Annotated in this window: 32 protein-coding genes and 1 pseudogene; 5 read left to right on the top strand and 28 right to left on the bottom strand. The window is 69.6% G+C overall.

Translation table 11 applies throughout. The annotated features are described in order from the left end of the window. Window positions 1-35 precede the first annotated feature (35 nt). The 3 genes from C4B68_RS21460 (at window position 36) to C4B68_RS21445 (ending at window position 2,399) form a co-directional block, all read left to right on the top strand. Complete coding sequence (locus C4B68_RS21460; protein WP_099506039.1) at window positions 36-587, top strand: DUF6817 domain-containing protein; 552 nt, start codon at window positions 36-38, stop codon at window positions 585-587. 175 nt (window positions 588-762) lie between these two features. Beyond that, complete coding sequence (locus tag C4B68_RS21455) at window positions 763-1,302, top strand: DoxX family protein (protein WP_099506040.1); 540 nt, start codon at window positions 763-765, stop codon at window positions 1,300-1,302. A 392-nt stretch (window positions 1,303-1,694) separates the two neighbouring features. Next, window positions 1,695-2,399, top strand: a complete 705-nt coding sequence (locus C4B68_RS21445) for a TetR/AcrR family transcriptional regulator (RefSeq protein WP_206337086.1) — start codon at window positions 1,695-1,697, stop codon at window positions 2,397-2,399. A gap of 288 nt (window positions 2,400-2,687) precedes the next feature. On the opposite strand, the gene C4B68_RS21435 is transcribed toward C4B68_RS21445, so the two are convergent. The 4 genes from C4B68_RS21435 to C4B68_RS21420 form a co-directional block, all read right to left on the bottom strand. After that, window positions 2,688-3,041, bottom strand: a complete 354-nt coding sequence (locus C4B68_RS21435; RefSeq protein ID WP_099506042.1) for a twin-arginine translocase TatA/TatE family subunit — start codon at window positions 3,039-3,041, stop codon at window positions 2,688-2,690. A gap of 25 nt (window positions 3,042-3,066) precedes the next feature. Beyond that, window positions 3,067-3,897 carry a twin-arginine translocase subunit TatC gene (gene tatC, locus C4B68_RS21430; protein ID WP_099506076.1) on the bottom strand — a complete coding sequence of 277 codons (831 nt, stop codon included), beginning with the start codon at window positions 3,895-3,897 and terminating at the stop codon, window positions 3,067-3,069. A gap of 97 nt (window positions 3,898-3,994) precedes the next feature. After that, window positions 3,995-4,273 carry a Sec-independent protein translocase subunit TatA gene (gene tatA, locus C4B68_RS21425; protein WP_099506043.1) on the bottom strand — a complete coding sequence of 93 codons (279 nt, stop codon included), beginning with the start codon at window positions 4,271-4,273 and terminating at the stop codon, window positions 3,995-3,997. A 107-nt stretch (window positions 4,274-4,380) separates the two neighbouring features. After that, window positions 4,381-5,706 (bottom strand): epoxide hydrolase family protein, encoded by a 1,326-nt coding sequence (locus tag C4B68_RS21420; protein ID WP_206337085.1) that lies wholly within the window; start codon window positions 5,704-5,706, stop codon window positions 4,381-4,383. A 238-nt stretch (window positions 5,707-5,944) separates the two neighbouring features. Between C4B68_RS21420 and C4B68_RS21415 the strand changes: the two are divergent. Continuing rightward, window positions 5,945-6,151, top strand: a pseudogene (locus C4B68_RS21415) (SAM-dependent methyltransferase); the annotation flags it as partial. Window positions 6,152-6,750: 599 nt separating this feature from the next. On the opposite strand, the gene C4B68_RS42020 reads toward C4B68_RS21415, so the two are convergent. Together C4B68_RS42020 and C4B68_RS21410 are read right to left on the bottom strand one after the other, a co-directional pair. Beyond that, the gene (locus tag C4B68_RS42020; protein WP_167459134.1) at window positions 6,751-6,912 is read right to left on the bottom strand and encodes a hypothetical protein; all 162 of its coding nucleotides are present in this window, start codon (window positions 6,910-6,912) and stop codon (window positions 6,751-6,753) included. Then, window positions 6,909-7,247 (bottom strand): hypothetical protein, encoded by a 339-nt coding sequence (locus C4B68_RS21410; protein ID WP_099506044.1) that lies wholly within the window; start codon window positions 7,245-7,247, stop codon window positions 6,909-6,911. The genes C4B68_RS42020 and C4B68_RS21410 overlap by 4 nt, the downstream gene beginning before the upstream one ends. 160 nt (window positions 7,248-7,407) lie before the next feature. On the opposite strand from C4B68_RS21410, the gene C4B68_RS21405 reads away from it, so the two are divergent. After that, window positions 7,408-7,659: a GntR family transcriptional regulator gene (locus C4B68_RS21405; protein ID WP_099506045.1), complete on the top strand. Its 252-nt coding sequence runs from the start codon at window positions 7,408-7,410 to the stop codon at window positions 7,657-7,659. Between the two features lie 138 nt (window positions 7,660-7,797). On the opposite strand, the gene C4B68_RS21400 is transcribed toward C4B68_RS21405, so the two are convergent. The 22 genes from C4B68_RS21400 to C4B68_RS21295 form a co-directional block, all read right to left on the bottom strand. Beyond that, window positions 7,798-8,442 (bottom strand): hypothetical protein, encoded by a 645-nt coding sequence (locus C4B68_RS21400; protein ID WP_099506046.1) that lies wholly within the window; start codon window positions 8,440-8,442, stop codon window positions 7,798-7,800. Continuing rightward, complete coding sequence (locus tag C4B68_RS21395; RefSeq protein ID WP_099506047.1) at window positions 8,439-8,705, bottom strand: hypothetical protein; 267 nt, start codon at window positions 8,703-8,705, stop codon at window positions 8,439-8,441. Before C4B68_RS21395 ends, C4B68_RS21400 begins: the two co-directional genes overlap by 4 nt. 9 nt (window positions 8,706-8,714) lie before the next feature. Continuing rightward, window positions 8,715-8,909, bottom strand: coding sequence for a hypothetical protein (locus tag C4B68_RS21390; protein ID WP_099506048.1), 195 nt, complete (start codon window positions 8,907-8,909; stop codon window positions 8,715-8,717). Window positions 8,910-8,937: 28 nt separating this feature from the next. Further along, complete coding sequence (locus C4B68_RS21385) at window positions 8,938-9,246, bottom strand: hypothetical protein (protein ID WP_099506049.1); 309 nt, start codon at window positions 9,244-9,246, stop codon at window positions 8,938-8,940. Then, window positions 9,246-10,157, bottom strand: coding sequence for an N-acetylmuramoyl-L-alanine amidase (locus C4B68_RS21380; RefSeq protein WP_099506050.1), 912 nt, complete (start codon window positions 10,155-10,157; stop codon window positions 9,246-9,248). Before C4B68_RS21380 ends, C4B68_RS21385 begins: the two co-directional genes overlap by 1 nt. A gap of 62 nt (window positions 10,158-10,219) precedes the next feature. Further along, a complete protein-coding gene (locus tag C4B68_RS21375) occupies window positions 10,220-10,735 on the bottom strand; it encodes a hypothetical protein (protein WP_099506051.1) in 516 nt (171 codons plus the stop codon). Between the two features lie 9 nt (window positions 10,736-10,744). Beyond that, window positions 10,745-14,071 carry a hypothetical protein gene (locus C4B68_RS21370; protein ID WP_099506052.1) on the bottom strand — a complete coding sequence of 1,109 codons (3,327 nt, stop codon included), beginning with the start codon at window positions 14,069-14,071 and terminating at the stop codon, window positions 10,745-10,747. Window positions 14,072-14,083: 12 nt separating this feature from the next. Continuing rightward, window positions 14,084-16,207 (bottom strand): phage tail family protein, encoded by a 2,124-nt coding sequence (locus tag C4B68_RS21365; protein ID WP_146119954.1) that lies wholly within the window; start codon window positions 16,205-16,207, stop codon window positions 14,084-14,086. 41 nt (window positions 16,208-16,248) lie between these two features. Beyond that, on the bottom strand, window positions 16,249-16,542 hold the full coding sequence (locus C4B68_RS21360) for a phage tail assembly protein T (RefSeq protein ID WP_099506054.1): 294 nt from the start codon (window positions 16,540-16,542) through the stop codon (window positions 16,249-16,251). 53 nt (window positions 16,543-16,595) lie between these two features. After that, entirely contained in the window at window positions 16,596-16,967 is a 372-nt protein-coding gene (locus C4B68_RS21355) for a hypothetical protein (protein ID WP_099506055.1), read from the bottom strand. Next, window positions 16,964-17,386, bottom strand: coding sequence for a phage tail tube protein (locus C4B68_RS21350; RefSeq protein ID WP_099506056.1), 423 nt, complete (start codon window positions 17,384-17,386; stop codon window positions 16,964-16,966). The genes C4B68_RS21355 and C4B68_RS21350 overlap by 4 nt, the downstream gene beginning before the upstream one ends. Window positions 17,387-17,399: 13 nt before the next feature. Next, the gene (locus C4B68_RS21345) at window positions 17,400-17,801 is read right to left on the bottom strand and encodes a DUF3168 domain-containing protein (RefSeq protein ID WP_099506057.1); all 402 of its coding nucleotides are present in this window, start codon (window positions 17,799-17,801) and stop codon (window positions 17,400-17,402) included. Continuing rightward, the gene (locus C4B68_RS21340) at window positions 17,798-18,178 is read right to left on the bottom strand and encodes an HK97-gp10 family putative phage morphogenesis protein (RefSeq protein WP_099506058.1); all 381 of its coding nucleotides are present in this window, start codon (window positions 18,176-18,178) and stop codon (window positions 17,798-17,800) included. Before C4B68_RS21340 ends, C4B68_RS21345 begins: the two co-directional genes overlap by 4 nt. A 3-nt stretch (window positions 18,179-18,181) precedes the next feature. Beyond that, window positions 18,182-18,511: a hypothetical protein gene (locus C4B68_RS21335; RefSeq protein ID WP_099506059.1), complete on the bottom strand. Its 330-nt coding sequence runs from the start codon at window positions 18,509-18,511 to the stop codon at window positions 18,182-18,184. 10 nt (window positions 18,512-18,521) lie between these two features. After that, window positions 18,522-18,860, bottom strand: a complete 339-nt coding sequence (locus tag C4B68_RS21330) for a phage head completion protein (protein WP_099506060.1) — start codon at window positions 18,858-18,860, stop codon at window positions 18,522-18,524. Then, on the bottom strand, window positions 18,857-19,453 hold the full coding sequence (locus C4B68_RS21325; RefSeq protein ID WP_099506061.1) for a head-tail connector protein: 597 nt from the start codon (window positions 19,451-19,453) through the stop codon (window positions 18,857-18,859). Before C4B68_RS21325 ends, C4B68_RS21330 begins: the two co-directional genes overlap by 4 nt. A gap of 12 nt (window positions 19,454-19,465) precedes the next feature. Then, window positions 19,466-19,804 carry a hypothetical protein gene (locus C4B68_RS21320; RefSeq protein ID WP_099506062.1) on the bottom strand — a complete coding sequence of 113 codons (339 nt, stop codon included), beginning with the start codon at window positions 19,802-19,804 and terminating at the stop codon, window positions 19,466-19,468. A 1-nt stretch (window position 19,805) separates the two neighbouring features. Next, the gene (locus C4B68_RS21315) at window positions 19,806-20,201 is read right to left on the bottom strand and encodes a hypothetical protein (protein ID WP_099506063.1); all 396 of its coding nucleotides are present in this window, start codon (window positions 20,199-20,201) and stop codon (window positions 19,806-19,808) included. Between the two features lie 15 nt (window positions 20,202-20,216). After that, window positions 20,217-21,062, bottom strand: a complete 846-nt coding sequence (locus tag C4B68_RS21310; RefSeq protein ID WP_099506064.1) for a phage major capsid protein — start codon at window positions 21,060-21,062, stop codon at window positions 20,217-20,219. A 16-nt stretch (window positions 21,063-21,078) separates the two neighbouring features. Continuing rightward, window positions 21,079-21,822 carry a hypothetical protein gene (locus tag C4B68_RS21305; RefSeq protein ID WP_099506065.1) on the bottom strand — a complete coding sequence of 248 codons (744 nt, stop codon included), beginning with the start codon at window positions 21,820-21,822 and terminating at the stop codon, window positions 21,079-21,081. A gap of 47 nt (window positions 21,823-21,869) precedes the next feature. Then, on the bottom strand, window positions 21,870-22,811 hold the full coding sequence (locus C4B68_RS21300) for a VG15 protein (RefSeq protein WP_099506066.1): 942 nt from the start codon (window positions 22,809-22,811) through the stop codon (window positions 21,870-21,872). Then, window positions 22,808-24,328: a phage portal protein gene (locus C4B68_RS21295; RefSeq protein WP_099506067.1), complete on the bottom strand. Its 1,521-nt coding sequence runs from the start codon at window positions 24,326-24,328 to the stop codon at window positions 22,808-22,810. Before C4B68_RS21295 ends, C4B68_RS21300 begins: the two co-directional genes overlap by 4 nt. Between the last annotated feature and the right edge of the window lie 6 nt (window positions 24,329-24,334).

Below are 24,334 nucleotides of genomic sequence, written 5' to 3'. Positions count from 1 at the left end.
AGTGGGCCGACGGGCCCCGTCAGGAGGAGTGGCCCGTGGACGCACCGGCACCGACCGCCGCGGAAGCCCTTGCCCTGCTGCGCCGGCTCGGCGCGCAGGACATCGACCACCCGGGCGGCACCCTGCTGGCCCACCTCATCCGCGTACGGGACCGGCTGACCCGCTGGGAGGCCCGCCCCGCGCTCCAACTCGCCGGGCTGTGCCACGCGTTCTACGGCACCGACGGCTTCGCCACCGCCCTCCTGCCGACCGACCGCCGGGCCGAGCTGACCGCCGTCATCGGTGCCGAGGCCGAGGCCCAGGTCCACTTCTACGCGAGCTGCGACCGGACGGCCTCGTATCCGACCCTGGCGGACCCGGCCCCGGCCTTCCACGACCGTTTCACCGGCCGCACGTGGGCGCCGCCCCTCCAGCAGCGCCGCGACTTCGCCGAACTCACCGCCGCCAACGAACTGGACCTCGTCGACGAGAACCCTCAGTGGCGAGCCCGGTGGGGCCCCGACCTCCTGGCGCTGTTCACCCGCTTCCGCCCGCTGCTCAGCGACCACGCCCGGCGCGACTGCGCGAGGACCCTGGGAACACCCTGAACAGCCGCAACAGCGGTCCCATCGCAGCGCACGTGTGGCGTACGTAACATTGAAGCCTGCGGCTGGGTGAAGCCGCCCCGGTGATCCCCCCGTCCGATCGCGATCCGATCGTGCCGGTTCCTTGGGTGGTCGGCCGGCACCGCCTGGGGAGCCTCAGGCAAGAAGAGAGCTCCCGATGAAACTCACCGCTGCGCAGTTGCGCGCCTCGCCCGAGCCCGCGGGGTCGCCGACGATCTCCGCGGGCGACTGCGGTCTGCTCCTTCTCAGGCTCACCTTCGGCCTGATCCTGGCCGGCCACGGCGCCCAGAAGCTCTTCGGGATCTTCGGCGGCTCCGGTCTGTCCGACACCGCCGACGGTTTCGCCGCCCTGGGCTACCGCCCCGGAATGGTCTTCGCCGTCATCGGCAGCCTCTCCGAGTTCCTCGGAGGGCTGGGGCTGGCGGTCGGGCTGTTCACCCCCCTGGCGGCCGCCGCCATGATCGGCGTGATGATCAACGCCATGGTGACCGTCACCGGCGAGCACGGCCTGTGGGGGACCGAAGGCGGTGTGGAGTACAACGTCTCCATCGCCATCGTCGCCCTCGCCGTCGCTGCCATCGGCCCCGGGCGACTCGCCCTGGACCGCTGGTTCCGCTGGGGGCAGGGCGGCTGGGTGGAAGCGGCCGTCGCCCTCTTCCTCGGCGGCATCGGCAGTGCCATCGTGCTGAGCCTTTGACATGCCCACCGCCCTGAAGGGTGGTGATTCTGGCCGTCCTTACCGAGTGCTGTGCCGCTACGCGGCACGGTCTGCGGCAGGGATTCCGTGGCTTCCTGCTTCGTGGCGCTGTGCGGGGACGAGTCCTGGTCCTACCGGCGCTCCACAGGCTGCAACCGCCGGTCCGGCGGCCGTCTTGACGTTCTCCGCGGCGTTGGCAACAGTCCCGGCCGGTCCTCGGCCAGCCAGCCCCGCGCCACCAGCCGCTCAAAGGCCAACGGCCTGGTGGGCCGGTTCCGGGAGCCACCGTGCAGCCCGAGGCCGGTCGCCCGGCTTTGCAGCACGTTGCGGTCCGCGCCGTGAGCAAGGCCACACCCGCGAATTCGAGGGTCCCCTCATGTTACGCTGGGCGCGTGAGCGACCGACACGTCCTGTCCGCGCCTCAGGCGCCGGCCAAACCGCTGCGCCGTGACGCGCAGCGCAACAGGGACGCGATCGTGGCCGCCGCTCGCAAGGCCTTCGCCGAGCAGGGTCTGGACGCTTCCCTGGAGGGCGTCGCCCGCGAGGCCGGCGTCGCGATCGGAACGGTCTACCGGCACTTCCCCAGTCGGCTCGACCTGGTCGAAGAGCTGTTCACCGCGAAGTTCACGGAGCTGCTCGGCGCCGTCGAAGAGGCCGCAGCCATGGACGACGCCTGGGAGGGGTTCTGCCGCTACCTGGAAAAGCTCTGTGAGCTGCAGGCCGGTGACCGAGCCTTCAACGACCTGGTCTCGGGCCGGTCGCCCCTCCCCACGCTCGGCAGGGAAATGTTCGAGCGCGCGAAAGAACTGGTTGTTCAGATCTTCCGTAACGCCCAGGAGCAGGGTGTCCTCCGCGCCGATGTCATCCCGGAAGACATCGCCTTCGTGGTCTGGTCCCAGGCCGGGATCATCCAGGGCACACGTGCCATCGCCCCCACCGCCTGGCGCCGCTACCTTCACCTGATGCTCGACGCCTTCCGCGCCGAGGGCGCCCACGAGCTGCCCGAGCCCCCGCTGGCCCCCCAGCAGTTCCCCAGACCCTTCACCACTTTTGAGCGCCCCGAAGAGGAATGCCGCGAGTGCCGCGAGGAGACATGACCGCCGCGGCAGGTGAGGTCACCGGGCAATAGGGGCATACCGCGGGGCCGGTGCCGCAGCACTGTTGCCGGGTCGCGGACGCCTGCCCCTTGGCCGCGCCGTGCTCGATAAGTGCGCGGGCGGACGCACGGTCGATGCCGCAGTTGGCCCGGGTGACGAGGGCGACTGAACCTTTGATGTTCTTCCCTTGCTGGGGCGTGCCGTGGTCGGGCAGCCGGGGGAGTTGTGCCGCCCATCCATGGCATGGGCGATATCGCATTCGTAGAACCCGGATCGGGAACTTCTCGCTCAGCGCAGACTCCTGTGCTTCGCGGGCATCGGGCGGGGACGGCTGTCTCCCTCGTCGGCCTGCCCGTTGAGGCTGAGGGATTCCGTGATCTCGCGCAGGCCCGTCTCGTCCTCGGCTCTGGAGAGTGCTTGTCGGGCCAGTGCTCGTGGGTGGAGGTCGCCGAGTTGGAGGTCGGAGTATTCGGGGCCGAGTTCTCTGCGGATGTCGGCTTGGGCGCTGTCGGAGAAGGCTCGGATCTTGCGGACGAGAGCGGATGTCTCGGAGATCGCCTTGGGGAGTTTCTCCGGGCCGAGGACGACGATCGCGATCACCAAGATGGTGAGTACTTCGAGTGGGCCCATGTCGAAGAACATGTGTGGCCTCCTGGGCAGTTGCGGTTCACGAGCGGGAACCGGCTGGGCGGCTGTGGTCTGGCTCATGGAGGGCGGGAAGCGGCGACGGCTCGTCGGGGCTGAGGGTCGCCGTGCTCTTGCGTGCGCGGCGGCGGTCGTTGAGCCAGGAGATGGCGCATGCGGCCAGATACAGCGCGGTGATGGGTCCGGCGAGTGCGAGCATGCTGAGCGGGTCGCTGCTGGGTGTGGCGATGGCGGCGAACACCGTGATGCCGATGAGCATGTACCGCCACCAGCCCGACATCCGCCGGGCGCTGAGGACACCGGCCAGGTTGAGCATGATGAGGAGGAGGGGGAGTTCGAAGGACAGTCCGAAGACCACGACCATGCGGGTGGCCAGGTCGAGGAAGTCGTCGACGGGCAGGATGTTGGTGGCCTGGCCGGGGGTGAAGGAGATCAGCACCCGTGCTGTCGTGGGCAGGACGGCGTAGGCGAACGCTGCCCCGGTCAGGAAGAGCGGGATGCCGGTGGCGAGGAAGGCGAGAGTGTACTTCTTCTCACTGCGGCGCAGGCCTGGGGCGAGAAACCTCCACAGCTGGTAGAGCCAGACGGGGCTCGCGCCGATGAGGCCGGCGGTCAGCGACACCTTCAGAGCGAGAGTGACAGGCGAGAGCAGGCCGTTGGTGGCGATGACGCCGCATCGTCCGGAGCTGGCCGGGCTCCCTCCCTCCAGGGTGGTGCAGCCCGGCAGGGGCGCGATGACGATGTCGATGAGCTGCTTGTAGAACAGCCCCGCGACAATAGTCGTCACGATGACCGCGCCGATCGCCTTCACCAGGCGGCTGCGCAGTTCGCGGAGGTGGTCCGCAAGGGTCATGTGCCCCTGGGGAGCCTGGCGTGCGGCCTCGGGGGCCTGGGATATGGCTGTGAGCACGAGCAGACCTCGGTTCCTTCCTCGCAGGCGCCGCTGGGCATCAGCGCGGGGCGAAGGCGTCCTGGAAATGGGCCGTGGCGGTGGTCTCCTGTGGCCCGCGCGCCGGAGCGATCTGGCCGGCGGAGTCGGCCTGCGCGGGGGAGGGGCCTTGGGCGGTGGTCTCGTCGTCGCGGTCGCGCATGGCCTTGGTCTCGCTCTTGAGGATGCGCATGGACTGCCCGAGCGAGCGCGCCATGTCGGGCAGGCGCTTGGCGCCGAAGAGCAGGACGATGACGACGAGGATGAGCAGGATCTCGGGTGCTCCGAGTTTGCCGAACATGATGGTTGTGCCTTTTCGTGTGGGGAGCGTTGAATCGCTCCGCCGTGGGGGGTGTTGGGGTGGGCTGGTGCGCCCGAGGGCGGGTTGCCGCCCTCGGGCGCAGGTGGTCAGCGAAGGGGCCGGAAGCCCGCGCGGAGCTCTTCCGCAAAGAGATGCGGCTGTTCCCAGGCCGCGAAGTGCCCGCCCTTTTCGAGCTTGTTGTAGTGGATGAGGTTGGGGTACGCCTTCTCGGCCCAGCTCTTGGGAGCCTGGTAGATCTCGTCGGGGAAGACGCTCACGGCGACCGGGACGGTAACGCCCTTGGCAGCGACGACGTTGAGCTTGTTCTCCCAGTAGAGACGAGAGGCGGAAACCGCCGTGTTCGTCAGCCAGTAGAGCGTGATGTTGTCGAGGACATCGTCCCGGGTCAGACCTTCGTGGTGTCCGGCGAAGGCCCGGGAGATCAGCTCCAGACTGCGCGCGTCATGGTCGAGCATGAAGGCCGCCAGACCGACGGGTGAATCCGTCAGCCCGGTCAGCGTCTGCGGGCGCGTCCCCATGATGCGGGCGTAGGCGACGTGCAGCTTGAACAGGGAGCCCAGCTGCTCACACGCGTGCTTCTCCTCGTCCGAGAGGTCGGAGGGCACCGGGTTGCCGGTCGCGAGCGCCTTGGCGATGTCGGGCGGAACCGCGCCGGGCAGGTTGGTGTGGATGCCGAGAAGCCCCGAGGGAGCCTGGATGCCCATGAGATCCACGATGACCGCACCCCAGTCGCCGCCCTGCGCCGCGTACTTGGTGTAGCCGAGGCGCTTCATCAGCTCTATCCAGGCACCGGCGATGCGGTCGAGGCCCCAGCCGGTCGTGGTCGGCTTGCCGGAGAACCCGTAGCCGGGCAGCGACGGGATCACCACGTGGAAGGCGTCCGATGCCTTGCCGCCGTGTGCGGTGGGGTTGGTGAGCGGTTCGATGATCTTCAGTTGCTCGATGACCGAGCCGGGCCATCCGTGGGTGACGATGAGCGGCAGGGCGTTCTCGTGCTTCGAGCGGACGTGGATGAAGTGGATGTCCAGCCCGTCGATCTCGGTGATGAACTGCGGCAGGGCGTTCAGCCTCGTCTCGACCTTGCGCCAGTCGTACTCCGACGCCCAGTAGCGCGCGAGCTCCTGGGTCGTCGTGAGCGGCACGCCCTGCGAGTGATCGGGGACGGTCTCGTGCTCGGGCCAGCGCGTGGACACGATGCGCCGGCGGAGATCGACCAGATCCCTCTCGGGGACATGGATACGGAAGTTGCGGATACTCCCGCCCGCTGCCGGATGGAGGCCGGCTCCCTTTTCGGCCGCTGCAGCCGGCCGGGCGGGGAACAGGCTGAAGGATCCTGCGGCCACTGCGGCCGTCGCGGCGGCCGAGGTGGAAAGAAATGCACGTCGGGAGTGCGGCGGAGTCATCTCAGGCATGGTTGAACCTCGTGGGGTATGCGAATTTGCCGAGTAAGGGCCAGGGGCGTGGACTTCGAGCAATGTCCGTGAACTGCGATCCGGCACCTCCGGATCAAACGGGTGCCTAGCTACGGAGACCATCCGGAGGGGGCCCTCATGTTCGGGCCCAGCGTACTCGAGGGGTGCCTCATGTTTGCGGTGAGGCTCATCACAGCACGTCGGCAGGGATCGGCCGGCACGAGCAGCGCGGCATTCGCCGGCCATCCCCGGCGCCTACGGGCCGCAGGGCATGTACAAGGGCGGGTTCGCGGGGAAAGCCATGTTCACCTACCGGTACAGCTACAAGCCCCAGGTGTGGGAGCGGCATCTCCTCCGGGCCGGGTTCTCTACCGCCCAGGCCGAGGTCCTCGACGCTCCGAAGCCGGGTCACATCGGGACGCTGATCGTCTCCGCCCGCGCATGACCCCAGCCAGCAGGCCCCGGCCGGACCGGAATCCCGGCCGGGGCCGCTCCATGTCTTGATCGTCTGGACTTCGGGCGAGCATCGGGCGAGCTCATGATCTCCAAACCCTCGAAACACACCGAAGCCCCAGCTCAGATGCGCTCTGAGCTGGGGCTTCTCGGTAGACCCTGTGGGACTCGAACCCACAACCAATGGATTAAAAGTCCTGGGATTTTACTCTGACCCACTCCGGGAGGCTCCGACCGGTCTGTGTTTCACCTGGTCGATGGGCTCTAGCGCTCCGGCCTACTCCGGTAATTCCGGCCCACTTTGGGACTCCCGCTCACGCACCGCTCACGCAACTGGGGGCTTCTGAGTGGGCCCTGAACTGGGCACTTCCATTGTCCCGCGCACACCTTGAGGCGCGCAATGCCCGGGCATGGAGCGGCCCCGGCCGGGATTCCGGTCCGGCCGGGGCCTGGCCCCGCCCATCCCCCTGGAGCTCACGGGGTATGGGGGCGGGCGGGGGGTCTCGAGGGGCGCAGGGCGGCCGCTGTGTCGCTCGCCGTCGCGGCCGCCCTGCCCGGCTCACCTGACCGGAGTCGGGCGGGCCGGGGTCTTCAGTGGCGTGGCGTCACCTGGACGGTCTGGGTCGGTACCGGCTTGCACAGGGCGACGTGCCGGTAGACGGTGATGCCGCCGCCCGAGGCCGATTGGATGTCGTGGGTGGTGTACTTCTCGCCGTCCCTGATGGGCTTGTCGCAGCGTCCGCAGATCATCATCGGCGTCCCTCCCGGATGAGGTGCCGCAGCGCTGTGTTGGTGTCGCAGCGGTCGGCGTTGTCGACGCACTGCTCGCACGACGGGGCGTGGTCGAGGAGAGCGCGGTACGCGGCCTCGCCGGCGTGGCGGCGGCAGCCGCGCGGGAAGGCGGTGGTGTGGCTGCTCCGGATCCTTACGCGTCGCTCGCCGAGGTTGACGGCGGTCTCTGCGGTGAGGGGCGTCTTGCACCATACGCAGGCGGCGCCGCGGAGCTGCTCCTCACTCAGGGCGTCCACGCTCGGCAGTGGCAGTGCGGCCTTCCCCCATGCCGGGGCGGTGTCGGTACGATCCGTCATGGCGGTGCTCCCTCGAAGCGTCGTCCACGCCCCCGGGCCCGTCACGGCCGCGGGGGTTCTGTGTTTCCGAAAACTACCCGTAGTAGGGGGTAGTGCACCCCCCATTGCAGCCAACTTCTACCGATCGCGGGCGGCCAGGGTGCGTGCCTACGGTGCACTCATGATCGACGAGTGGGCAGAGGACCGACCGAAGTGGGAGCAGATCGCCGACGTCATCCGGCAACGGATCGCTGACGGCACCTACCCACCGCGATCTCGTGTCCCCTCGGTGCAGCAGCTCGTCGCTGAGACCGGTGTCGCGGTCGACACCGCGCAGAAGGTGCTGGCGAACCTGCGCGATGAGGGTGCCATCTACACCGTGCGTGGCCTCGGCTCGTTCGTCGCGGCCCGAGACGACGCCGACCAGCCGTAGGGGTACCCACAATATGAGTACCCCTTGCCGTGACCAGGCTTTTTCGTGGCACCACGAAAAAGGGTACGCACAATCTGCGTACCCCCGGGCATGACGAAATGCCCCCTCCCGCCCGAAGGCGAGAGGGGGCATGCGTGTTCAGGGGTATTGGCGGCGGGTGGGGTCGAGGCCTGCGGAGAGCAAGCCGCCGCCGTTGCCGGGCTCGGGGTCGGGGGCGCCGTCGCGGCGGCACACCAGCGCGTCCGGGTCGTAGGACGGGGCCTGCATGGAGTAGCCGTCCGGGCATGTCTGGCCGTCGCGGCCGTCGGCGCCGTCGCTCCCATCCTGGCCCGGTGGACCGCTCGGACCAGGGACGGTGGAGTCTGCCCCCGGCGGGCCGGCCGGTCCCGCCGGGCCGGGCACTGTGGAGTCCGTGCCGTCCCGGCCGGGCGCCCCGGACGTGCCGGGCGACGGGGTGATGGTGGGGGCGTCCTTGCCGGGATCACCCTTCGGTCCGGGCGGTCCGGGGATGGGGACGGGGACGCGGCTGCGGTCGTCGAGGTCTTCGACGGCCTTGCTCGGGTCGGGTGCCTTCGGTGTCTCGCCCGCGGCCTGGACCTGCGCGCGCAGGACCCGCACGTCTCCAGCGAGCGTGGACACGGCGGTGCCGCGCTTGTCTGCCTCGTCGGCCAGTTGGCTGTACCAGGACCAGCCGATGACGCCCGCGCCGGACAGTGCGGTCAGCCAGCAGAAGACGGCGATCCACCGCCAATTACCGGCGAGTGCCCGTTCTGTACGGGTCACGGATCGCCTCCCAATTCGATGACTTTGACGCGGAGTCGGGCGATCTCCACCTGATCGGCCACCCGCTGCTCGAGCAGCGCGGTGATCCGGGTGTCTCGCTCGCCGAGTTCCTTGCGGAGCCCGTCCCGCTCTTCCTGGATTTGGTCGATTTCCGAGTTCATGCGGGTGGTCGCGTTCTCGCCCCGCTTGCCGAGGTACGCCACCACCGAACCGGACAGCACCCCAGCGAGCGCGAGGAGTGCGCCCAGGGTGGTGGCGTCCAAGGTGGCTCCCTACACGTCGCGCGGAGGGGTGACCGCCTGCCGGTTGGGGACGGCCCACGTGACGCCCCACGCGCCGAGGATGGCGAGGGCGATGGTGACCTCCTCGCCGGTCGTGAGGACGTTGTCCTGCACAGCGGTGGCCGCGGCGGCGGAGCCTGCGGCCAGTCCGCCGACAACCGCCTTCCACATCTTCGAGATCTTCATAGCGATTCCGTTCTGTGAGCAGGGGCGTTCATGCGTTGATCCATTGGCCGTCACGCACCCACCCGTGCAGCCCGCAGCAGCGCCACAGCAGCGAGGGTTCGAGGTGCAGCGGCTCGCGGGAGACGAGGGTGTGTGCGCTGGTGCCTGCGGCCACCCAGCAGCCGTCGTGCACCTTCTTGTCCTCGGGGACTCCCTCGAGTGCCTTGCACCAGTGCCAGAACGTCGGATTGGTCTCCTTGGCGAGCCAGCCGAAGTAGATGTCGTCGGTCAGCTTGGTCATGTCGACCATCTCGAGGCCCGGCCAGTCGGACGGCGGGGTGCCGCGGTCGTGCCCCATCACGCCACGACCGCGAAGCCGTACTTCGCGCCGAGCCTGACGAGGGAGGTCTTGCCGGGGATGCCGTCTGCGGCGGTGCCCGAGTAGCCGAGGTGGCGCTGCCACTTCGCGTAGGCCTCGACGGTGGCCCTGCCGAAGTGGCCGTCGCTGTACGCCTTGGCGAGCAGCCCGGCGTCGACGAGGGCGACCTCGACGGTCTTTACGCCGGAGTACGTGACGGGCGTGCCCGACCTGGCCGGGTCGGACTTGGCTGCGGCGACCAGCCGCGACAGGTCGACCACGGGCTTGGAAGGCTGCGGCAGCGGTGCGGGTTGGGGCTTGATCCCGAGCCGCGTCGCAATGCGCCCCCGCATCGAGGCCATGGTGAATCCTCTGGGGTCCACCTTCCCGGGCTGCCACTCCAGGTGGCCGATGACCGAGCGCTCCGACCACTTGTGGTGGCGGCAGATCGCGGCCGACACCCGCTCGACGGCGAGGAGTTGCGCCTCGGGCCACGGGTCCTTGCCGTCGCCGAGGTTCTCGCACTCGAAGCCGTAGAAGCGGGCGTTGCCGTCGGTGTTCGCCTCGCTGTCCGCGGGTAGCGCGGTCTCGTTGATGACGGCCTTCAGGACGTCGTCGTCACCCAGGCCCGCATGGTTCGCCCGGCCGTAGCCGACGAGATGCACGGTGCCGTCCTTCGCGATGACGCCATGGCACAGCGGACCAGGCAGGGCCGCGTATCCATCGCGGCAGATCTTCACCGTGGCCGCGGTGCCGGACGTGACGGTGTGGTGGATCATCACCCCGTGCACCGGGCCCCAGGCGCCCTTGCTGTTGCGGTTGTGGGTACGCCAGTTGCCGACCTCGACAACCTTCACGCCCTCGGCGCGCAGCTTGGCGATGAACTCGGCAGCGGACAGGGGGTCGGCCATGGAGCCTCCAGACATGGGAAACGCCCCGGCCAACAGGCTCGGGGCGGCAGGGGCGGGTCAGGTCAGGCGGTGCGCTTGAGCCGGGCGTAGGAGCCGGCCGACACCACCGTGGCTGTCGCGGAGCTAGTTTCCTGCGCCCATCGCAGCGCCAGCGTTCCCGGCGTCGACGACGTGGTGATGTACACGCTGGCCTGGGCGAGACATTGGTTCGACCCGGAGGCCCGGTCGCCGAGGACGATCGGCGTGGTGGGGTTGTGCACGCCCATGCGGGTGTCGCCCGTCCCGCCGGTGACCACCTGGTCGAGGGCGTCGATCGCGTAGTTGCCCGACGCGCCGGCGGGCAAGGTGCCGAAATCCATGCGGAATTTGCCCGGACTGACCGCCGCGTAGCGGATGAAGAATTCGATGAAGTAGGTAGCGTTCGCGGCGAGCTGGAACTGCAGGTCGGGGTCGTCGGCGAGCGTGATGGTCGACGCCCGCGATGTCGCGCTGGACTTGGAAACCTCCACTGGCAGCATCGACATCAGCAGCCCAGAGGTGACTGTCGTCCCTGGCTGGATGACGGGGTACTGAGACATGGCGGACTCCTAGAGGGCGACGATGGCCGGGTGGGCGAGCCGCACGTCGGCGCCCGCGCTCTGCGCCTTCACGACGCCGTTCACGGAGCGGGTCACGGTGAACTTCTGCGGGTTGATCACGCTGAAGTTGTCGTAGCGGATCTGCGGGTTGGTGTTGGTGTTGCCGGCGCCGGAGATGCTGCGCGTGCCGATCTGGTTGGCGGCAGTGAGCGCTGTGTCGGTGGCCTCGATGTGCCACGCGCCAGGCTCCGCGTCCGTGGCCCGCCAGGCCTTGGCCCGCAGGACGCTGCCCTGGACTTGGAAGCGGACGCGGACGAACGTGCCCGCAACGTGGGTGAAGGGCAGCGTGTACGAACCAAGCGACGTCTGCACGTCCGCGACAATCTTCCGGACGTTCAGGAAGATCGACCCCGACGTCGCGAACTCCAGCCTGGCCAGGTACATGTTGGAGCCGTCCAGCATGCGCGCGGTCGGCGCACCGAACAGGGAATCGCCCGTAGCCAGCGCCGACGTGGTGACGTCGCACGTGATGTCGCAGTCGGGATGGACCGCGGCCACCGCGGTCCGCCTGGACACCCCCACGGACGTCAGGGTCTGTACGCCGTAGCCGGAGCCGACGGAGTAGTCGGAGGCGGCGCCGCCTCCCACGGTGCTCCAGGCCGAGCCCGCGTCCGGGGTGCCCCACCCGTTCGACACGGTGCGGGTGAAGGTGTCCCGCAGCCACGACGAGATGCCGGTGACGGTCATCACCTCCCCGCCGGCCTTGATGTCGAACGGCAGCTCTGCCCCGTCCGTCGTCCACACCAGGCCTTCGGTGGTCAGGACGTTGAGGGCGGTGGCGGTCGACGTGGCTGCGGTGGCCAGCTCGCTGCCGTCGGTGTCGGCCTTGCCGTACACCGGGTCGTCGGTGATGCCGACGTTCCACGGCTCGGCGGGCGAGCAGTTGAACGTCACCTCCCAGCGCTGCAGGCCCATCTCGTGGCGGATGCCCTCCACAAGCAGGTCGACGTCACCGAAGCCCGCGTATGCGGGCAGGCCGGTGATGCGGATCAGGTCGCCCTCGCCGAGCGCCAGGACCTGTGGGATGAGGTTCGGCGCCTTGTGCAGCAGGACCCGCACGGTGGGGTAGCGGGGCCCGTCGAGCGTGCCCAAATGCAGTCGCCAGTAGGCGATCGGCTCGGCCTGCGCGTCGTCGTGCAGGGACAGGGTGACCGAGTCGTCGTAGATGCCGATGCCGTCCGGCGGGTCCTGGACCGACAGCGGCCCGTCCTCGAGGACCGCGCGGGCCTCGCTGCCGCCGTCGCGCACAACGGTCCGGTCGTTGCGCACGGCGGTGTCGTCGTCGACGGGCACCAGCGGCGCGGCCAGTCCCGGGGCGGCGCTGTAGGACAGGGTCAGCTTGGGGGTCTGGTTGTACAGGCTGGAGCGCTCCCGGAAGACGAGGCCCGGGCGGGTGCGGTCTTCGAGCAGCAGAGCGCCGTCGGCGTCGGCTGCGGCCTGCAGCAGGTTCAGCAGCGTGTCCGGGGCCTGTGGCCCGACCTGCTGGGTGGTTTCCGTGCCGGGGATGCTGGCCAGGGGAACGTTCTCTTCGGTGGCCAGGCGGCGCACGCGATCCCAGGCCGTCTCCCCGGTCCAGGCGTCGATGGCCCGGAGGTAGGCGGTCGTGTTGTCCGACGGCCAGGCCGAGATGTGCCCGATGGCCATGCCGTCCAGGTCGGAGGAGTAGCCGTCCGGGGGTGATGCCACGCCGGTGGGGCGGCCGACCGTGCCCGTGAAGCTGTTCGAGTAGTTGCCGTTGTCGCCGCCGACGTCGGTCCAAGTAATGGTCCAGTCGACGGTGCCGCCGTTCTGTGTGGCGGCGACCCTCACCCGCACCCACTGCCCGAACAAGTCCAGGCCGGTACCGATGTTGTGGGTGATCACCGTGGTGCCGTCGGAGTCCTTGCCGAGCACGGTGGTGCCGTTGATGTCGGACTGGATGTACCACTCGGCGAGCGTGCCCGTGGACAGGATCCGCAGGAACGTCCTGCGGGTGCTGTTGCCCTGGTCGAGCCGGTACACCCACTGCACGCTCCATGAGGTCAGGGGCGCCGTGGGGGCGGGGACGCGGCCCATCATCATGGGCAGATCACCGCTGGCTGAGGCGAGCTGCGGCAGCGGGTTGCTGCTGTCCAGGCTGTCGGCTGCGGCCCAGTCGGCGCGGGTCAGGGTGAGCGGTGGGACTCCGGCGATCGGGCTGTAGGCCCGGGTGGCGTTCTTGCCTTCCTCCATCGGCCAGTACGCCAGCGGCGCGAAGCTCGGGATGCGGCGGCGCAGGGACGAGTCCAGGGCTTTCTTGCCCTGGCCCATGCGGCGCAGGATGCCGGCGCCCTCGATGGGCACCCAGGCGTCCAAGTCGTCGGGCTGCCAGTGCTGCGGCCACTCGGGCACCTCGCCGACGATGAGGTCGGCGCGGTCGCGGATGGTGGCGGTGCCGGACAGGGTCCAGGTGCGGCCCGCGGAGTCGGCGAACGAGGTAGTGCCTGCGGCCTGCGCGGTGAAGTCCGGGCTGGCGACGACGGTCCCGTTGATGCCGTTGCGGACTTCGGCCTTGTAGACGCGGCCGTCCATCGGGTGGCGCTGCGGGTCGGTGAACGACTGGTCCGGGGCGATGGTGACCGGCGACGTGCTGTTGAAGACGGTCGTCGCCCCCGCGCCGGTGAAGGTGCCGAACTGGGTCCACGGGCCGGTCAGCGACTGTGCCCAGTACAGGGTCATGGTCCACCCGCCGGCCCCGTTGTCGGCGTCCAGGGTGGCGCGCAACGCTGCCCGCCTGGGCAGGGCAGGCAGCGTCCACGACACGAACTTGGTGTTCGTGCCGTCGGGGCTGGTCAGGAAGAACAGGGAGCCGTCCTGGAGGCGCATGCTCCACGACCGCTGCCCGTCCGCCCATTTGCCGATGAGCATCTGCGCCTCGGAGCGGTACCAGTCGGCCTCGCCCTCCCACCGCACGTCGATGTCGCCGAGGATGTCCAGGCTGGTGTGGTCCGGGGTGGAGGCGTAGTTCGCCGGGTTACCGTCCAGCACCAGGTAGGAGACGGTGCCGGGCACCGACAGGCGACAGCGGGTATTGCGTCCGATCTGGCCGTAGTACGGCGACAGGGGGTTGCGGGGGCTGTAGACGCCGCTCCGGTTGTCGATGGTGATCGACAGACGGCCGGGGTCGGTCTGGGAGGCCATGTCCCGGCGGCCGGTCTCCACCTCGATCCCGTCCCGCTCGTAGGTGCGCACCGGTATCCACACCCCGCCGACGAACAGTTCGAAGCGGGAGTCGAGCGGGGTGTCGGGGAATGCCACAGCGCAGCCTCCTTACTTGGTTCCGAAAAGGGTCTGCACGTCGCCGCCGCGGCCGTTGGTCTGCACGATGCGGCGGATGATCCGCTTGAAGTCCTCCGGACCGGCCAGCTCGATGCGCAGCCCACCGAGCGGGTCGGCCAGTTGGGCGCGGCGGCCGTGGTTGACGGCGCTCAGGCCGGGCACGTCGACCAGGCCGCGCATCGCCCGGTCCAGAGCCGGTACCTCGTCCTCGGCGCCCTGCACGATGCCGGGCGGGATCCACCGGCCGACCTCCTTCGCCAACACCTTGGAAGGGCTGGAGATACCGAGCGCCTTGGCGATCGGGCCGGGAATCAAGTCCTTGGCCCAGCCGATCAGCGTGGACCGCAGCCAGGACCCCATGGACTTGATGCCGTTCCACAGACCGCGCACCACGTCCTTGCCCTTGCCGACCAGGAGCCCGGTCAGGGACCCGATGCCGTTGGCGATCCGCCGGGGCAGGCCCCTCACCCACGACACCAGCGCGGTGGCCTTCTGCACGGCCGCATCCCGCATCGCCTGGAAGGACGAAGTGGCGCGTTGGCGCAGGATGCCGAGCAGGCTGGACAGGGCGCCGGCGAGGCGTCCCGGCAGGCCCTTGACCCAGTTGACCAGGGCGAGCGCCTTCGCAATGGCCCAGTTCTTGGCCAGGTCGAACCAGCCGCCGATCCAGCCCGGGATCTGCCCGAGGAACCCGATCGCCGCCAGGATGCCGTCCTTGGCACTGACCAGCTTGCCGACGATCCAGTCCCAAGCAGCGAGCGTCGCCGCCTTGATCTGGTCCCAGTAGATGATGATCAGCGCGACCAGGCCGATGACCGCGAGGATGATCCAGCCGATCGGACCCATCGCGATGATCCACGACGCGGCCATGCGCAGCGCCCACGCCGTCGCCCGGGCCGCCATCATGGCGAACCGTGCAACGGTGACCGCGGCGACACGGATGATGGTCGCCAGCCAGGTCGCGGTCGCGCGCGCAGCAGCGGCCGCCCACGCACCCGCGGTACGCGCGGCCGTCGCGGTCGCCGACGCGGCAATCCGCAGACCGGACTTGATACTGGTCGCCGCAGTGGACAGCCAGCGCCGGGCCACCAGACCCAGACGGGAATTCATCAGGTCGGAGGCGGCATCGACCGCCTTCGATGCGGCGCTGAACGTCTTGAAAGCAACGACCGCACCGAGGATCGCGTAGGCCAGCGCCTGCACCACCTCGGGCGGCAGGGAGTTGATGAACTCGGCCAGATGCATGGCGATGACGGCGGTGACACCGATCAGCGGCGCCAGCGCCACGGCCAGTTTCAGCGCCGCCGACGCGAACGTGCCGAGCATCGCCGCGCCTTGCTTGGCGAGGTCGATGAACTGAGCGAACCCCTCCGACTCGGAAAGGCCCTGCCCCCACTTGGCGAACGCCGCGGTGGACTCCTCGAACCCGCCGGACATCTGATCCGACATCGGCAGGAACGCCTTGATCACACCGCCGATACCCACCGCAATGTTCTTCAGCCCGAACAGGAACGACTTCAGGTTCTGCCCGGCAACCTTCGACATGGAATCGGCAAACGCCTGCAAGCCCTTGCCCTGGGTACTGCGGTCGATCTCGTCGACGAACGCGCCGAACGCCTTCGACGCTTCCTTGACGAACGGGGTCAGCAGCGGCAGCAGCCGCCGGATCACCTGCAGGCCCTGGGTGAACACCGGCATCGTCGAGGACGACAGCGAGTCGGACCACTGGCTGTAGTCCTTCTTCAGCCCGATGAACTCCTTGGCCATCGCCCGCGTGTGCGGAGGCATCGCAGCCAGGGCGTCCGTGTACGCCTTCTGCTTCTCCGCGGCGTCCTCCGCGCCTGCCGCGGCCGCCTTCTCCGCTTCCTCGGCGAGCGTCGCCGCCTCGGACACGGACTGCATCTGCGGACCGACCGCCAGCTGGAAGGCTTTCGCAGCCACTCCGGCGGACGCGAACGCCGCAGCCATGCCGCCCACACCGGCCGCCACCGCGGCCGCCACGGGCACACCAACACCAAGCCCGGCCACAGCCTTGCCGAGACCCCCCAGGACACCCTTGGCGCGGTCGGCGCCCTCGCGCAGGGCGTCGGTGTCGATGCCCAGCCGTACCGTCATCGAGGCGAGCGTGGCCACCAGCCATCACCCCCCTCAGGTCGCTATGCGGTTGTGGTGTTGAAGCTGCCGCCGAGCGCGGCATTCGCCATCTCCGCCTGACGGAACAGATCCTCGGGACTCTTACGGACCTTGGTCCGGTCCCAGCGCGGCATGAAGTCGGACACCTTCGGTGCCCGCTGGCCCTTGCCGCGGTTGGCGCCGGCGATGACGGACGCGATGAGCGCGGCCTGGACGTCGCCGCGCGCGCCGCCGAGCGGGCCGGTCAGCTGCTCGAACGCCCGCCACTCGGCCAGCTCGCTGGACGAGATACGGGCCAGCAGCTCCCGCACGGTCATGCCCCCGAGGTGCGCGGCCAGGCGGAAGTAGAACTGCCGCTGTGGCCGCGCCCTCAGTTTCCCGCGAGGTCCTGGACGTCGTCCTCGCTCATCCGCGACAGCCGGGTGGCGACGTCGCACACCCGCTGCAACGCGGCCGCCGACTTCTCGCCGAGCCGCTTCACCTCGGCCGCCGACCGGAACAGCTGCTTGCCCTCGGCGTCCACGATGGTCGCCGCAGCCAGCCGGGCACGGAAGCCCTCCAGACCCTCGGCGCGCACGCTGGCCCCGTCCTTGCCGACGAACTGCGCCTCGAACTTGTCGCGCTCGGTGCCGGGCATCTCCCGCACCCGCACCGTTCCGCCCCACTCGGGCACCTCGACGTCCTCGTACTTGAGGTCGTCGGCGCCGAGGATCTGCTCTGCTGACAGGTACGTCACGTTCATGCTCCGGTGGTGATGGTCGGCTTGCCGGACACCTTGAACGTCGCGCTGGCAGCCAGCTTGTCGTCGTGCGGGGCCTCGGGCTCGAAGTTCGTCAGGATCGCCTTGAACGCCCACTCGCCGAGCGTGCCCGGCCACACGACCTTGTAGTTGCGGGGATTGGCGTCGCCGAAGTCGGCGACCAGACCGTCGTGCTCACGCGGGTCGTAGTTGAGCTCAATCTCGACCTCCCCACCGTCCTTCAGACCGCCGATGAACTCCCGCCACGCATCCTCACTGTCATGCGCGGTGACGTCGTAGGTCTCCCGCTCGATTCCGGGCGGGGTGATGTCGGTGACGTTCGCGATCGCCGTGAACGTCTCCGTCGGGGTGGCACCGTCACCGCGCTGCAGCTGGGTCCCAAAAGCGTCGATCCCTGACACGGGCCTGTCTCCTTTACGACTTGGTCAGCCACACGCGATAGCTGACGTTGATATGCCTGATGTCGGGGTCCGGATCGCGCACCTCGGTGTGCTGCTGGTGCGCGACCGAGACGTCCTTGAAGCCGGCCACCGGCAATGGCTGCCGGTCCAGCGCGGTATCGAGGGCGGCGAGGATGGTCGCGGCCTCCTTGAAGCCGCGGTACTTCGACCACACATGCAGCACCACCGACGCCTCGAGGCCCCGCTGATTGTGGGCGTCGTCGACGTCCTCGGTGATCGAACCGAGCGTCACATAGGGGTGCGCGGCGTCCTCGGGGACCTCGTCGTACACGCCGGACACGAGGGCTATGAGCGGGGCGTGCCCGGTCAACTTGGCGTAGACCGCCTGCTGCAGCGGCCACAGCGCGGCCGTCACGACGCGCCCCCGCCCATGTGCCGGCGGAACGCAGCCCTGTAGGTGCGCGGGACTTCACGCCGGTGCTCGTTGAAAGCGGGCACGAGATAGGGCTGATCGTCCATCGAGCTGGTGCCCTTCTCCACGTACATGGCGTACTCCAGCTCGGCCGGGTCCCACACGCCGACCTCGGCGCGCCCGAAGTGCTCGTTCACTCGGTGGTCGAGGGCCTGCCACAGGTTGCCCTTGTCGCGCGGCACCCGGTCCTCGGCGCTGCCCTGGACGTTGTCGGCCCACTCGTTGAGCGTCTCGTTGCGGGCCTCACGCATCGCCTCGGGCACCCGCTCGATCGCGCGCAGGGCCCCGCGCAGCCCGTCCAGACGGATGCGGCGGGCCATGGGTCAGGGCAGCTGCAGGACAGCGACGGTGACCGCGGTGACCGCACTGTAGGTGATCGCGGCGCGGCCGGTCAGCGGGTCGCGGAACGCGGCCGCCTTCAGCGGGATGAACGCCGACCCGGAGGCCGGGATCACCTGCTGAGCGTCAGCCACAGCGAGATCGCCGACCGTGCCCGGGGTGGCGAGCGTGACGGTCTTGGAGGTGGTGTCGCCGTTGCGGACGTGCAACACCAGCTTCTCCCCGACCGGGGCCTGGTCGCCACCGCCCGCGGCGCTGGCGTAGGTGGGCTGCAGGCCGCCGAGCGGCAGCTTCTGAGCGGACAGGATGGCCATGAGGGATACCTCAGCTTTCGACTGTGGGCTGGCGGACGGTGCAGTCCGCTCGCAGGTAGGTGCCGGGCTCGGACGGGTCGAAGGTGGCGAACACCTCCACCACCCGGCCGGGGGGCCGCAGTTCGTCGCCGCGGCGCACGTCCGTGCCGGGGTGGAAGTACCAGGTTTCATCGAGGCGGGACTCGGCTTGGTCGGCTGCCTGCCGCTCCCTGGCGGTCGGCTGCGAGCGGCGGGCGCGCGGGGTGCCGATCTGCACCCAGGTGGTTTCCTGGCCGCCCCCGCCGTCGTCGACGGTGACCGCCCGCCACACCGGCACCGACGTGTTCAGCAGGCGTCCGACGCGGCTCACCGCGACCTCAGCACTGCGACGCCGCCGCCGAACCGGGCGGCCAACTGCTCGCGCAGATAGTCGGGCAGCTCGATCTCGGTGATGCGGCCGCCGTCGCCGTACTGCACCGAGTAGTCCCCGATCCGTTCGGAACGGATGTCCTTGGCGGCCAGGCCCTCGCCGCCGGGTTGCGACCGGTAGGCGACCAGGACCGCCGCCGCGATCCGGCACACCAGGCCCACAAGGTCCTCGGGCACGGTGGGCAGGCCGTGAATCTGGGTAACGGTGACCTCGGTGGGCGCGTCGCCGGACGACCAGCCGCCCGCCCGCCACAGCCGGTGCGAGCGCAGCCGCCAGTCCGTGACCGCCTGACCGTCGATCTCGACGACCGAGACGGACTGGATGGGCGGCCCGGGCAGTGTCAGCCACTGCGAATCGTCCGGGCCCTCCAGATCGACGGTGGAGGCGGTCTGGCTGATCGGCACGCCGGCCGCCTCCCGGACGGCGGCCGAGGCCTCCTGCAGGTAGGTGCCCACGATGGCGACCTCTTCGGGGGCGATGGTGAGGCCGCGGGCCTCAAGGTCGGCCACCGTCGCCAACGGTTGCAGTGCCACGGTGGCCTCCCCTCAGCTCGCCAGGTCGATCAGGTCGGCCTTGGTGTAGTTCGCCGCGTCCTCGGCCGACAGCTTGCCGAGCCGGACGACGTAGCCGATCCACTCGGACTTCGGTGCGGACTGCGCGGGTCGGCCGTCCGGCGACGGCGGGTGGGCCGGATCGTCGCCGTCCTTCGCTCCCGCGCGGGTGTCCTCGCCGGTGGCGGTGCCCTGGTAGGGCGAGCCGTCCTTGTTGACCCGGCGCAGCAGGCCCCGGGTGAGGCGGTCCTGGATCGGCTCGGGTAGCGGCACGTCCATGGCGTGGACGCCGCCGCCCTCACCGAGGACGTAGATGGTCTCGGTCTCGGCCATGTCAGGTGTTCCTCGGGACTCGGAAGGCGGTGATCGTCCCAGCGACGAAGCCCGTGGCGATGTCCACCAGGATCGAGCCGTCGGACTGCAGGAACCGCCCGGACTCGAAGGGGCCGATCCACTGGGTAGCGGAGTTCGCCACCGCGACGACCAGATCGCCCTGCCCGGCCGCGAGCGCGGGCGGGTTGCTGCCAGCCTTGACGGTGACGTTGCCGCCGGTGGCCCCAGCGACTACCCGAAGGACGGTCAGCTCCGGAACAGCCTTGGAGTTCGGGCCGGCCGTCGGGATGACGTGGCCGTTGCCGACCCCGGCGTTGGTCGCGACGGCCGTCAGCGCGGTGTCCGCGATGTTGCCGTTCGGAACGAGATTGCTGTACGCGACAGCGGTACGTGCCATCAGTCAGTTCTCCTATCAGGGAGTCTTGGAGGCGAGGAGCGTCGCAATGTAGGTAGGGCGGATGACCTTGGCGCCGTACAGGTGCAGGCCCTTGATGGCGTCCGAGAACGAGGACTCCGGCCGGTACGCCTCGGTCTTGTTGATCTGCTCCGCGTAGGAGATGGCCTCGGGCACGCCGGCCTGCACGACGAAGTCGTCGCCGGTGGGGTTCGGGGCCTGGTTGGACTGCGCCAGGTTGAAGCCCAGCGCGCGGCCGATGAAGCCGTTGCGCAGCGGCTCCGTGGTCCCGGACGCGGCGGCGTCGAGGAACTTGTTGTTCTCCAGCAGCAGGGAGAAGAACCACGGGGGCCCGACCACGTAGCGGCCCTCGTCGGGCACGTCCGTCTCGTCCAGCTTCAGCTTCAGCAGCCGCAGCTGGGTGTAGGCCAGATCCGCCGTGGTGACAGCGACGGTGCCGAGCTGGTTCGCGGCCGCAGCCTGCGTGTAGAGGTTCGCCACGACCGAGTCGGCGACCTTGGCCAGGCCGTAGGCGGCCCGGTTCATCGCCTCGGGCATGACGGAGCCCTTGGCCTGCCGCTTGTCGACGTCATCGACCTTGAAGGCGAAGTACTTCGACTGGTCGATGAGCAGCGTGCGCTGTGCGTCGGTGAGCTCCTCGGGGGTGATGACCGTGGAGTTCGGGGTGTAGGTGCCGATCGTCGGGTCGGAGATCGACGTGATGCGGACGGTGTCGCCGGACTCGGCGATCTCGCCCTCGTAGTCGCGGTTGACGACGCCCGGCTGGGCGTAGACGAGCCGGGTCTTGGTGGCGACGAGCAGTCGCGCACTCCAGACTTCCGGCCGGAAACGGGTGATAGCCACGTGGGCCCTCCTTGGGTCAGCCGGCGCCGAGGTACTCGTCGAGCTGGCCCGCGTCCTGGGCCTTCACGATCGCCTCGGCGCTCATGTTCTTGAGGTCTTTCTCTCCGAGCTGCTTGGGCCGGGACGCCTTGCGCGCTGCTCCGCCGTCGCCAGTGCCCTGGAACCTCGTCGCCTTTGCGGCTGCCAGGTAGGGCTTGTTCTTGACGAGGTCCTCGATCGCGTCGGCGATCTCGTCCTCGTCGACCGCACCGTCCGCGTCCACCTCGAATGCCGAGAGGTCGAGGAACGTCAGCGCGTCCTTGGGGTCCGCGAGGCGGCCCTTGGCCGCGGCGCGGATCTCGGCCTTGAGGATGCGGGTGTTGGCTGCGGCCGTTGCGGCCTCGGTCGCCTTGGACACCGCATCGTCATTGCCGGCAGTGGTCTTCTCTGCGAGCTTCCGCTCGGCCTCACGGCGCTTGTCGCGCTCGCTGCGCCACTTGCCCTTCATGGAGGCAAGGGCCCGCTTGCCGGGGTCGCCGAGCTTGTCGGCGCCGTCGGGGTCCGCGTCGCTGTCGTCGTCGGCGCCGTCGTCATCTCCGGCGCCCGCCTCGTCGTCCTGGTCGTCGTCGGCGTCGTCCTTGCCGTCGTCGTCCTGGTCTCCGGCGGCGTCGTCCTTGCCGTCGCCCGCGTCCGCGTAGAAGACCGAAGGGTCGATGCCATACGGGTGGGACCAGCCCGGGACACCGAGGCGGGCACGGCGGGGCAGGGTGTGGCTGCTCATCGTGATCTCTCCCATTGCGGGTGAAGGGGACCGGGCGTTGCGCGCGGTCAGAACAGATAGCCGTTGCGGCGCAGTAGCCGGATGGCGTGCTCGCGGTCGTCGGCCAGCCGGTAGATCTCCTCCGGCATCAGCCGCGGCGTCTTGGCCGTGGCGTAGCGGTTGCCCGCGATCTTCTGGAACTTCGCCTGCCGCGAGCCGTGCAGGCCGCGTCGGGTGACGCCTTCGGTGGTGGCCTTCACGGTGCGGCCGTAGCGGGTGACGGTGGTCATGCCGCGCCGTGCGTTGACGACCTGGCCGATGTCCGCGCCGTCGGCGATCGCCTTCACGGCGGCCGCGCCGAACGCGCGGCGCTGCTGGCCCTCGTCCATCTGCGCGAACAGCGCCTCAGGCATCACCGGTTTCCAGCCGTCGCCGGGCCGTTTGGGGGCGAGAGTGCAGTCACAGCGCGGATGCCGCAGGAACCCCTCGGACAGCGTGTACTCGCGGCCGGCGAGGATGATGCAGCGCGCGCACGCGGGCAGCTCCACCACCCGCACGTAGGACACCACGCGCGGGCGGGCGATCATTCCCGCCATGTCTGCAATCCGGCCCGCATCAGCGATCAGCGAGCGGGTCACCATCTCCAGGAACGCCGCCCCCGACAGGATCGACAGGGTGGTCGAGAACCCGCGGCGCAGCCGGTTGAGGGCGATCAGCAGCGGATACAGCAGCGGCACGGCCAGGTCCCCAGTCGCCGCGACGGCCGCCTCGGGATCCACCGCGCCCTCGCCGGGACCGATCTCACGGGCCAGCCACGGTTCCGCTGAGGCTGCCGCCGCCAGCTGGCCGGTGCGGATCAGCTCGGCGGCCAGTGCCGCCCGGGTCAGCCAGGACCGCTCGAGGTCCTCCGGGTCGATGCCGGACCACAGAGCCCGCACGGCGGCCGCCGTCGCCTTGCCTTGTGCCGCGCGCTCCTCCTGGTGCTGCCGGGCGGCGGCCGGCACCGTCATGCGACGTCCTCAGCCGGTTCGGGCTCGTCCTCAAATCCGGGCCCGCCCCCGGGTTCGGGAGCGGGCTCGCGCCGGGCGATCAGCGCGGCCGCGGCGGCGACCGGGTCCATCTCGGCCTCGCGCTCGCGCAGCGCCACCACGTCCGCCACCTCAGTCGGTGTCAGGCCGTAGCGCAGGGCCAGCCACTCGAAGGGGAAGCCGATGTCCTTCAGCTTCACCAGCGCGTCCGCCAGCTGCGCGTAGGACCGGGACTCGGAGTCCGCCCACAGGACCGTACCGGCGCGCATCGCCTTGGCCTTGTCGTTCTCGTCGCGGGCGAGCGCGATCAGCCGCGCGACTTCCCGCAGGCCCTGGCCGCTCCACAGTTTCTTCTCGTCGACCCGCTTGACCAGACCGGTCTCGGCGGCCAGCAGCGCGCCCTCGGCGAGGTTGGCCATCTTCCCGATCAGGTAGTGCTGCGGGGTGCGCGTCTGCGCGGCGAGGTGCCCGACGGCGACCTCCATCACGCCCGTGTACATGGCCAGGTTGGCGGCGGTCCACTCGGCGATCCGGGCGTCCTTGCCGGTGATCCACGCGACCCGGTCGACCTGGAACTTGTCCAGGTCGACGACCTGCTTGCCGACGATTTCCCCGGCGGCGTTCAGCTTGGGGATCACCGGCCGCTCGGCGCCCATGATCACGCGCTGCGGGAACGACGCGGCATCGGAGGCGGTGAACAGCTGCGCCCACAGAAGGTTGATCGCGTCCTGCATCGCGACGACGCCGGCAACGTCGCTGATCGGCTCGTCGACCAGCATCGGCTTGTTCGGCAACTCCACCATCGGCACCACACCCATGGGGTTGGGCTGGGGGTTCGGCTCGTTCTCGATCTCCCTGGGGTCCCAGGCACGGCGTCGGCGCTGCTCGCCCGGCGGCACCCACAAGCGCATCGCCTCGTCGACGTCCGCCATCTGTGGAGACTTGTCCTGCCGCGACAGCGGGCGCGAGAACTTCCACACCTCGTGCGGCAGGTACAGGGTGGCGAAGTCCTGGTTGCCGTCCTGCCAGCGCTTGAGGGCGGCCCGGCGGTTGCGGCGGGAGCCGGGCTCGTAGGCCACGATGCACTGGCTAGCATCCTCGAACGTGACGACAGGCATCTCCTCGTCGTCCGGGTTGCCCCACACCAGCACGAACGAGCGGCCCGACAGCACGCTGCCGAGGAACCCCAACTGCGAGTCGGCGTCCAGGCCGTTGACCTGCCACACCTCCCACAGATCCTTGTCCGCCTTGACCTCGCCGGAGGCCTGGAAGCCAGTCACCGCCATGCGCTCGATGGGGCTGTCGCCGACGACCTGAACCCAGTTGTCGGAGAAGTCGCGGTAGCGCTCACCGTGGAACTTCGCGAACTCCTCACTCGCGAAGCGCAGCGGGTGCTTACCCCGGTAGTAGTTGTTGTGCTTGTCGATGTCGCTGCGGCGGCGGATCAGTTCCGACTCCAGCAGAGCGACCAGCTCGAGGGCCTCGCCCACGGTGGCCATACGCCC

The organism is Streptomyces dengpaensis, assembly GCF_002946835.1.
Taxonomy (GTDB): domain Bacteria; phylum Actinomycetota; class Actinomycetes; order Streptomycetales; family Streptomycetaceae; genus Streptomyces; species Streptomyces dengpaensis.
This window is presented reverse-complemented; position numbering and strand designations above follow the sequence as displayed.

Coding starts and splice junctions, on each gene's coding strand:
- C4B68_RS21455 (WP_099506040.1), top strand. CDS start 763: ATGAAACTCACCGCTGCGCAGTTGCGCGCCTCGCCCGAGCCCGCGGGG.
- C4B68_RS21435 (WP_099506042.1), bottom strand. CDS start 3,041: ATGTTCTTCGACATGGGCCCACTCGAAGTACTCACCATCTTGGTGATC.
- tatC (WP_099506076.1), bottom strand. CDS start 3,897: ATGACCCTTGCGGACCACCTCCGCGAACTGCGCAGCCGCCTGGTGAAG.
- tatA (WP_099506043.1), bottom strand. CDS start 4,273: ATGTTCGGCAAACTCGGAGCACCCGAGATCCTGCTCATCCTCGTCGTC.
- C4B68_RS21420 (WP_206337085.1), bottom strand. CDS start 5,706: ATGCCTGAGATGACTCCGCCGCACTCCCGACGTGCATTTCTTTCCACC.
- C4B68_RS42020 (WP_167459134.1), bottom strand. CDS start 6,912: ATGATGATCTGCGGACGCTGCGACAAGCCCATCAGGGACGGCGAGAAG.
- C4B68_RS21410 (WP_099506044.1), bottom strand. CDS start 7,247: ATGACGGATCGTACCGACACCGCCCCGGCATGGGGGAAGGCCGCACTG.
- C4B68_RS21405 (WP_099506045.1), top strand. CDS start 7,408: ATGATCGACGAGTGGGCAGAGGACCGACCGAAGTGGGAGCAGATCGCC.
- C4B68_RS21390 (WP_099506048.1), bottom strand. CDS start 8,909: ATGAAGATCTCGAAGATGTGGAAGGCGGTTGTCGGCGGACTGGCCGCA.
- C4B68_RS21385 (WP_099506049.1), bottom strand. CDS start 9,246: ATGGGGCACGACCGCGGCACCCCGCCGTCCGACTGGCCGGGCCTCGAG.
- C4B68_RS21380 (WP_099506050.1), bottom strand. CDS start 10,157: ATGGCCGACCCCCTGTCCGCTGCCGAGTTCATCGCCAAGCTGCGCGCC.
- C4B68_RS21375 (WP_099506051.1), bottom strand. CDS start 10,735: ATGTCTCAGTACCCCGTCATCCAGCCAGGGACGACAGTCACCTCTGGG.
- C4B68_RS21365 (WP_146119954.1), bottom strand. CDS start 16,207: ATGACGGTACGGCTGGGCATCGACACCGACGCCCTGCGCGAGGGCGCC.
- C4B68_RS21360 (WP_099506054.1), bottom strand. CDS start 16,542: ATGACCGTGCGGGAGCTGCTGGCCCGTATCTCGTCCAGCGAGCTGGCC.
- C4B68_RS21355 (WP_099506055.1), bottom strand. CDS start 16,967: ATGAACGTGACGTACCTGTCAGCAGAGCAGATCCTCGGCGCCGACGAC.
- C4B68_RS21340 (WP_099506058.1), bottom strand. CDS start 18,178: ATGGCCCGCCGCATCCGTCTGGACGGGCTGCGCGGGGCCCTGCGCGCG.
- C4B68_RS21335 (WP_099506059.1), bottom strand. CDS start 18,511: ATGGCCATCCTGTCCGCTCAGAAGCTGCCGCTCGGCGGCCTGCAGCCC.
- C4B68_RS21320 (WP_099506062.1), bottom strand. CDS start 19,804: ATGGCCGAGACCGAGACCATCTACGTCCTCGGTGAGGGCGGCGGCGTC.
- C4B68_RS21315 (WP_099506063.1), bottom strand. CDS start 20,201: ATGGCACGTACCGCTGTCGCGTACAGCAATCTCGTTCCGAACGGCAAC.
- C4B68_RS21305 (WP_099506065.1), bottom strand. CDS start 21,822: ATGAGCAGCCACACCCTGCCCCGCCGTGCCCGCCTCGGTGTCCCGGGC.
- C4B68_RS21300 (WP_099506066.1), bottom strand. CDS start 22,811: ATGACGGTGCCGGCCGCCGCCCGGCAGCACCAGGAGGAGCGCGCGGCA.
- C4B68_RS21295 (WP_099506067.1), bottom strand. CDS start 24,328: ATGGCCACCGTGGGCGAGGCCCTCGAGCTGGTCGCTCTGCTGGAGTCG.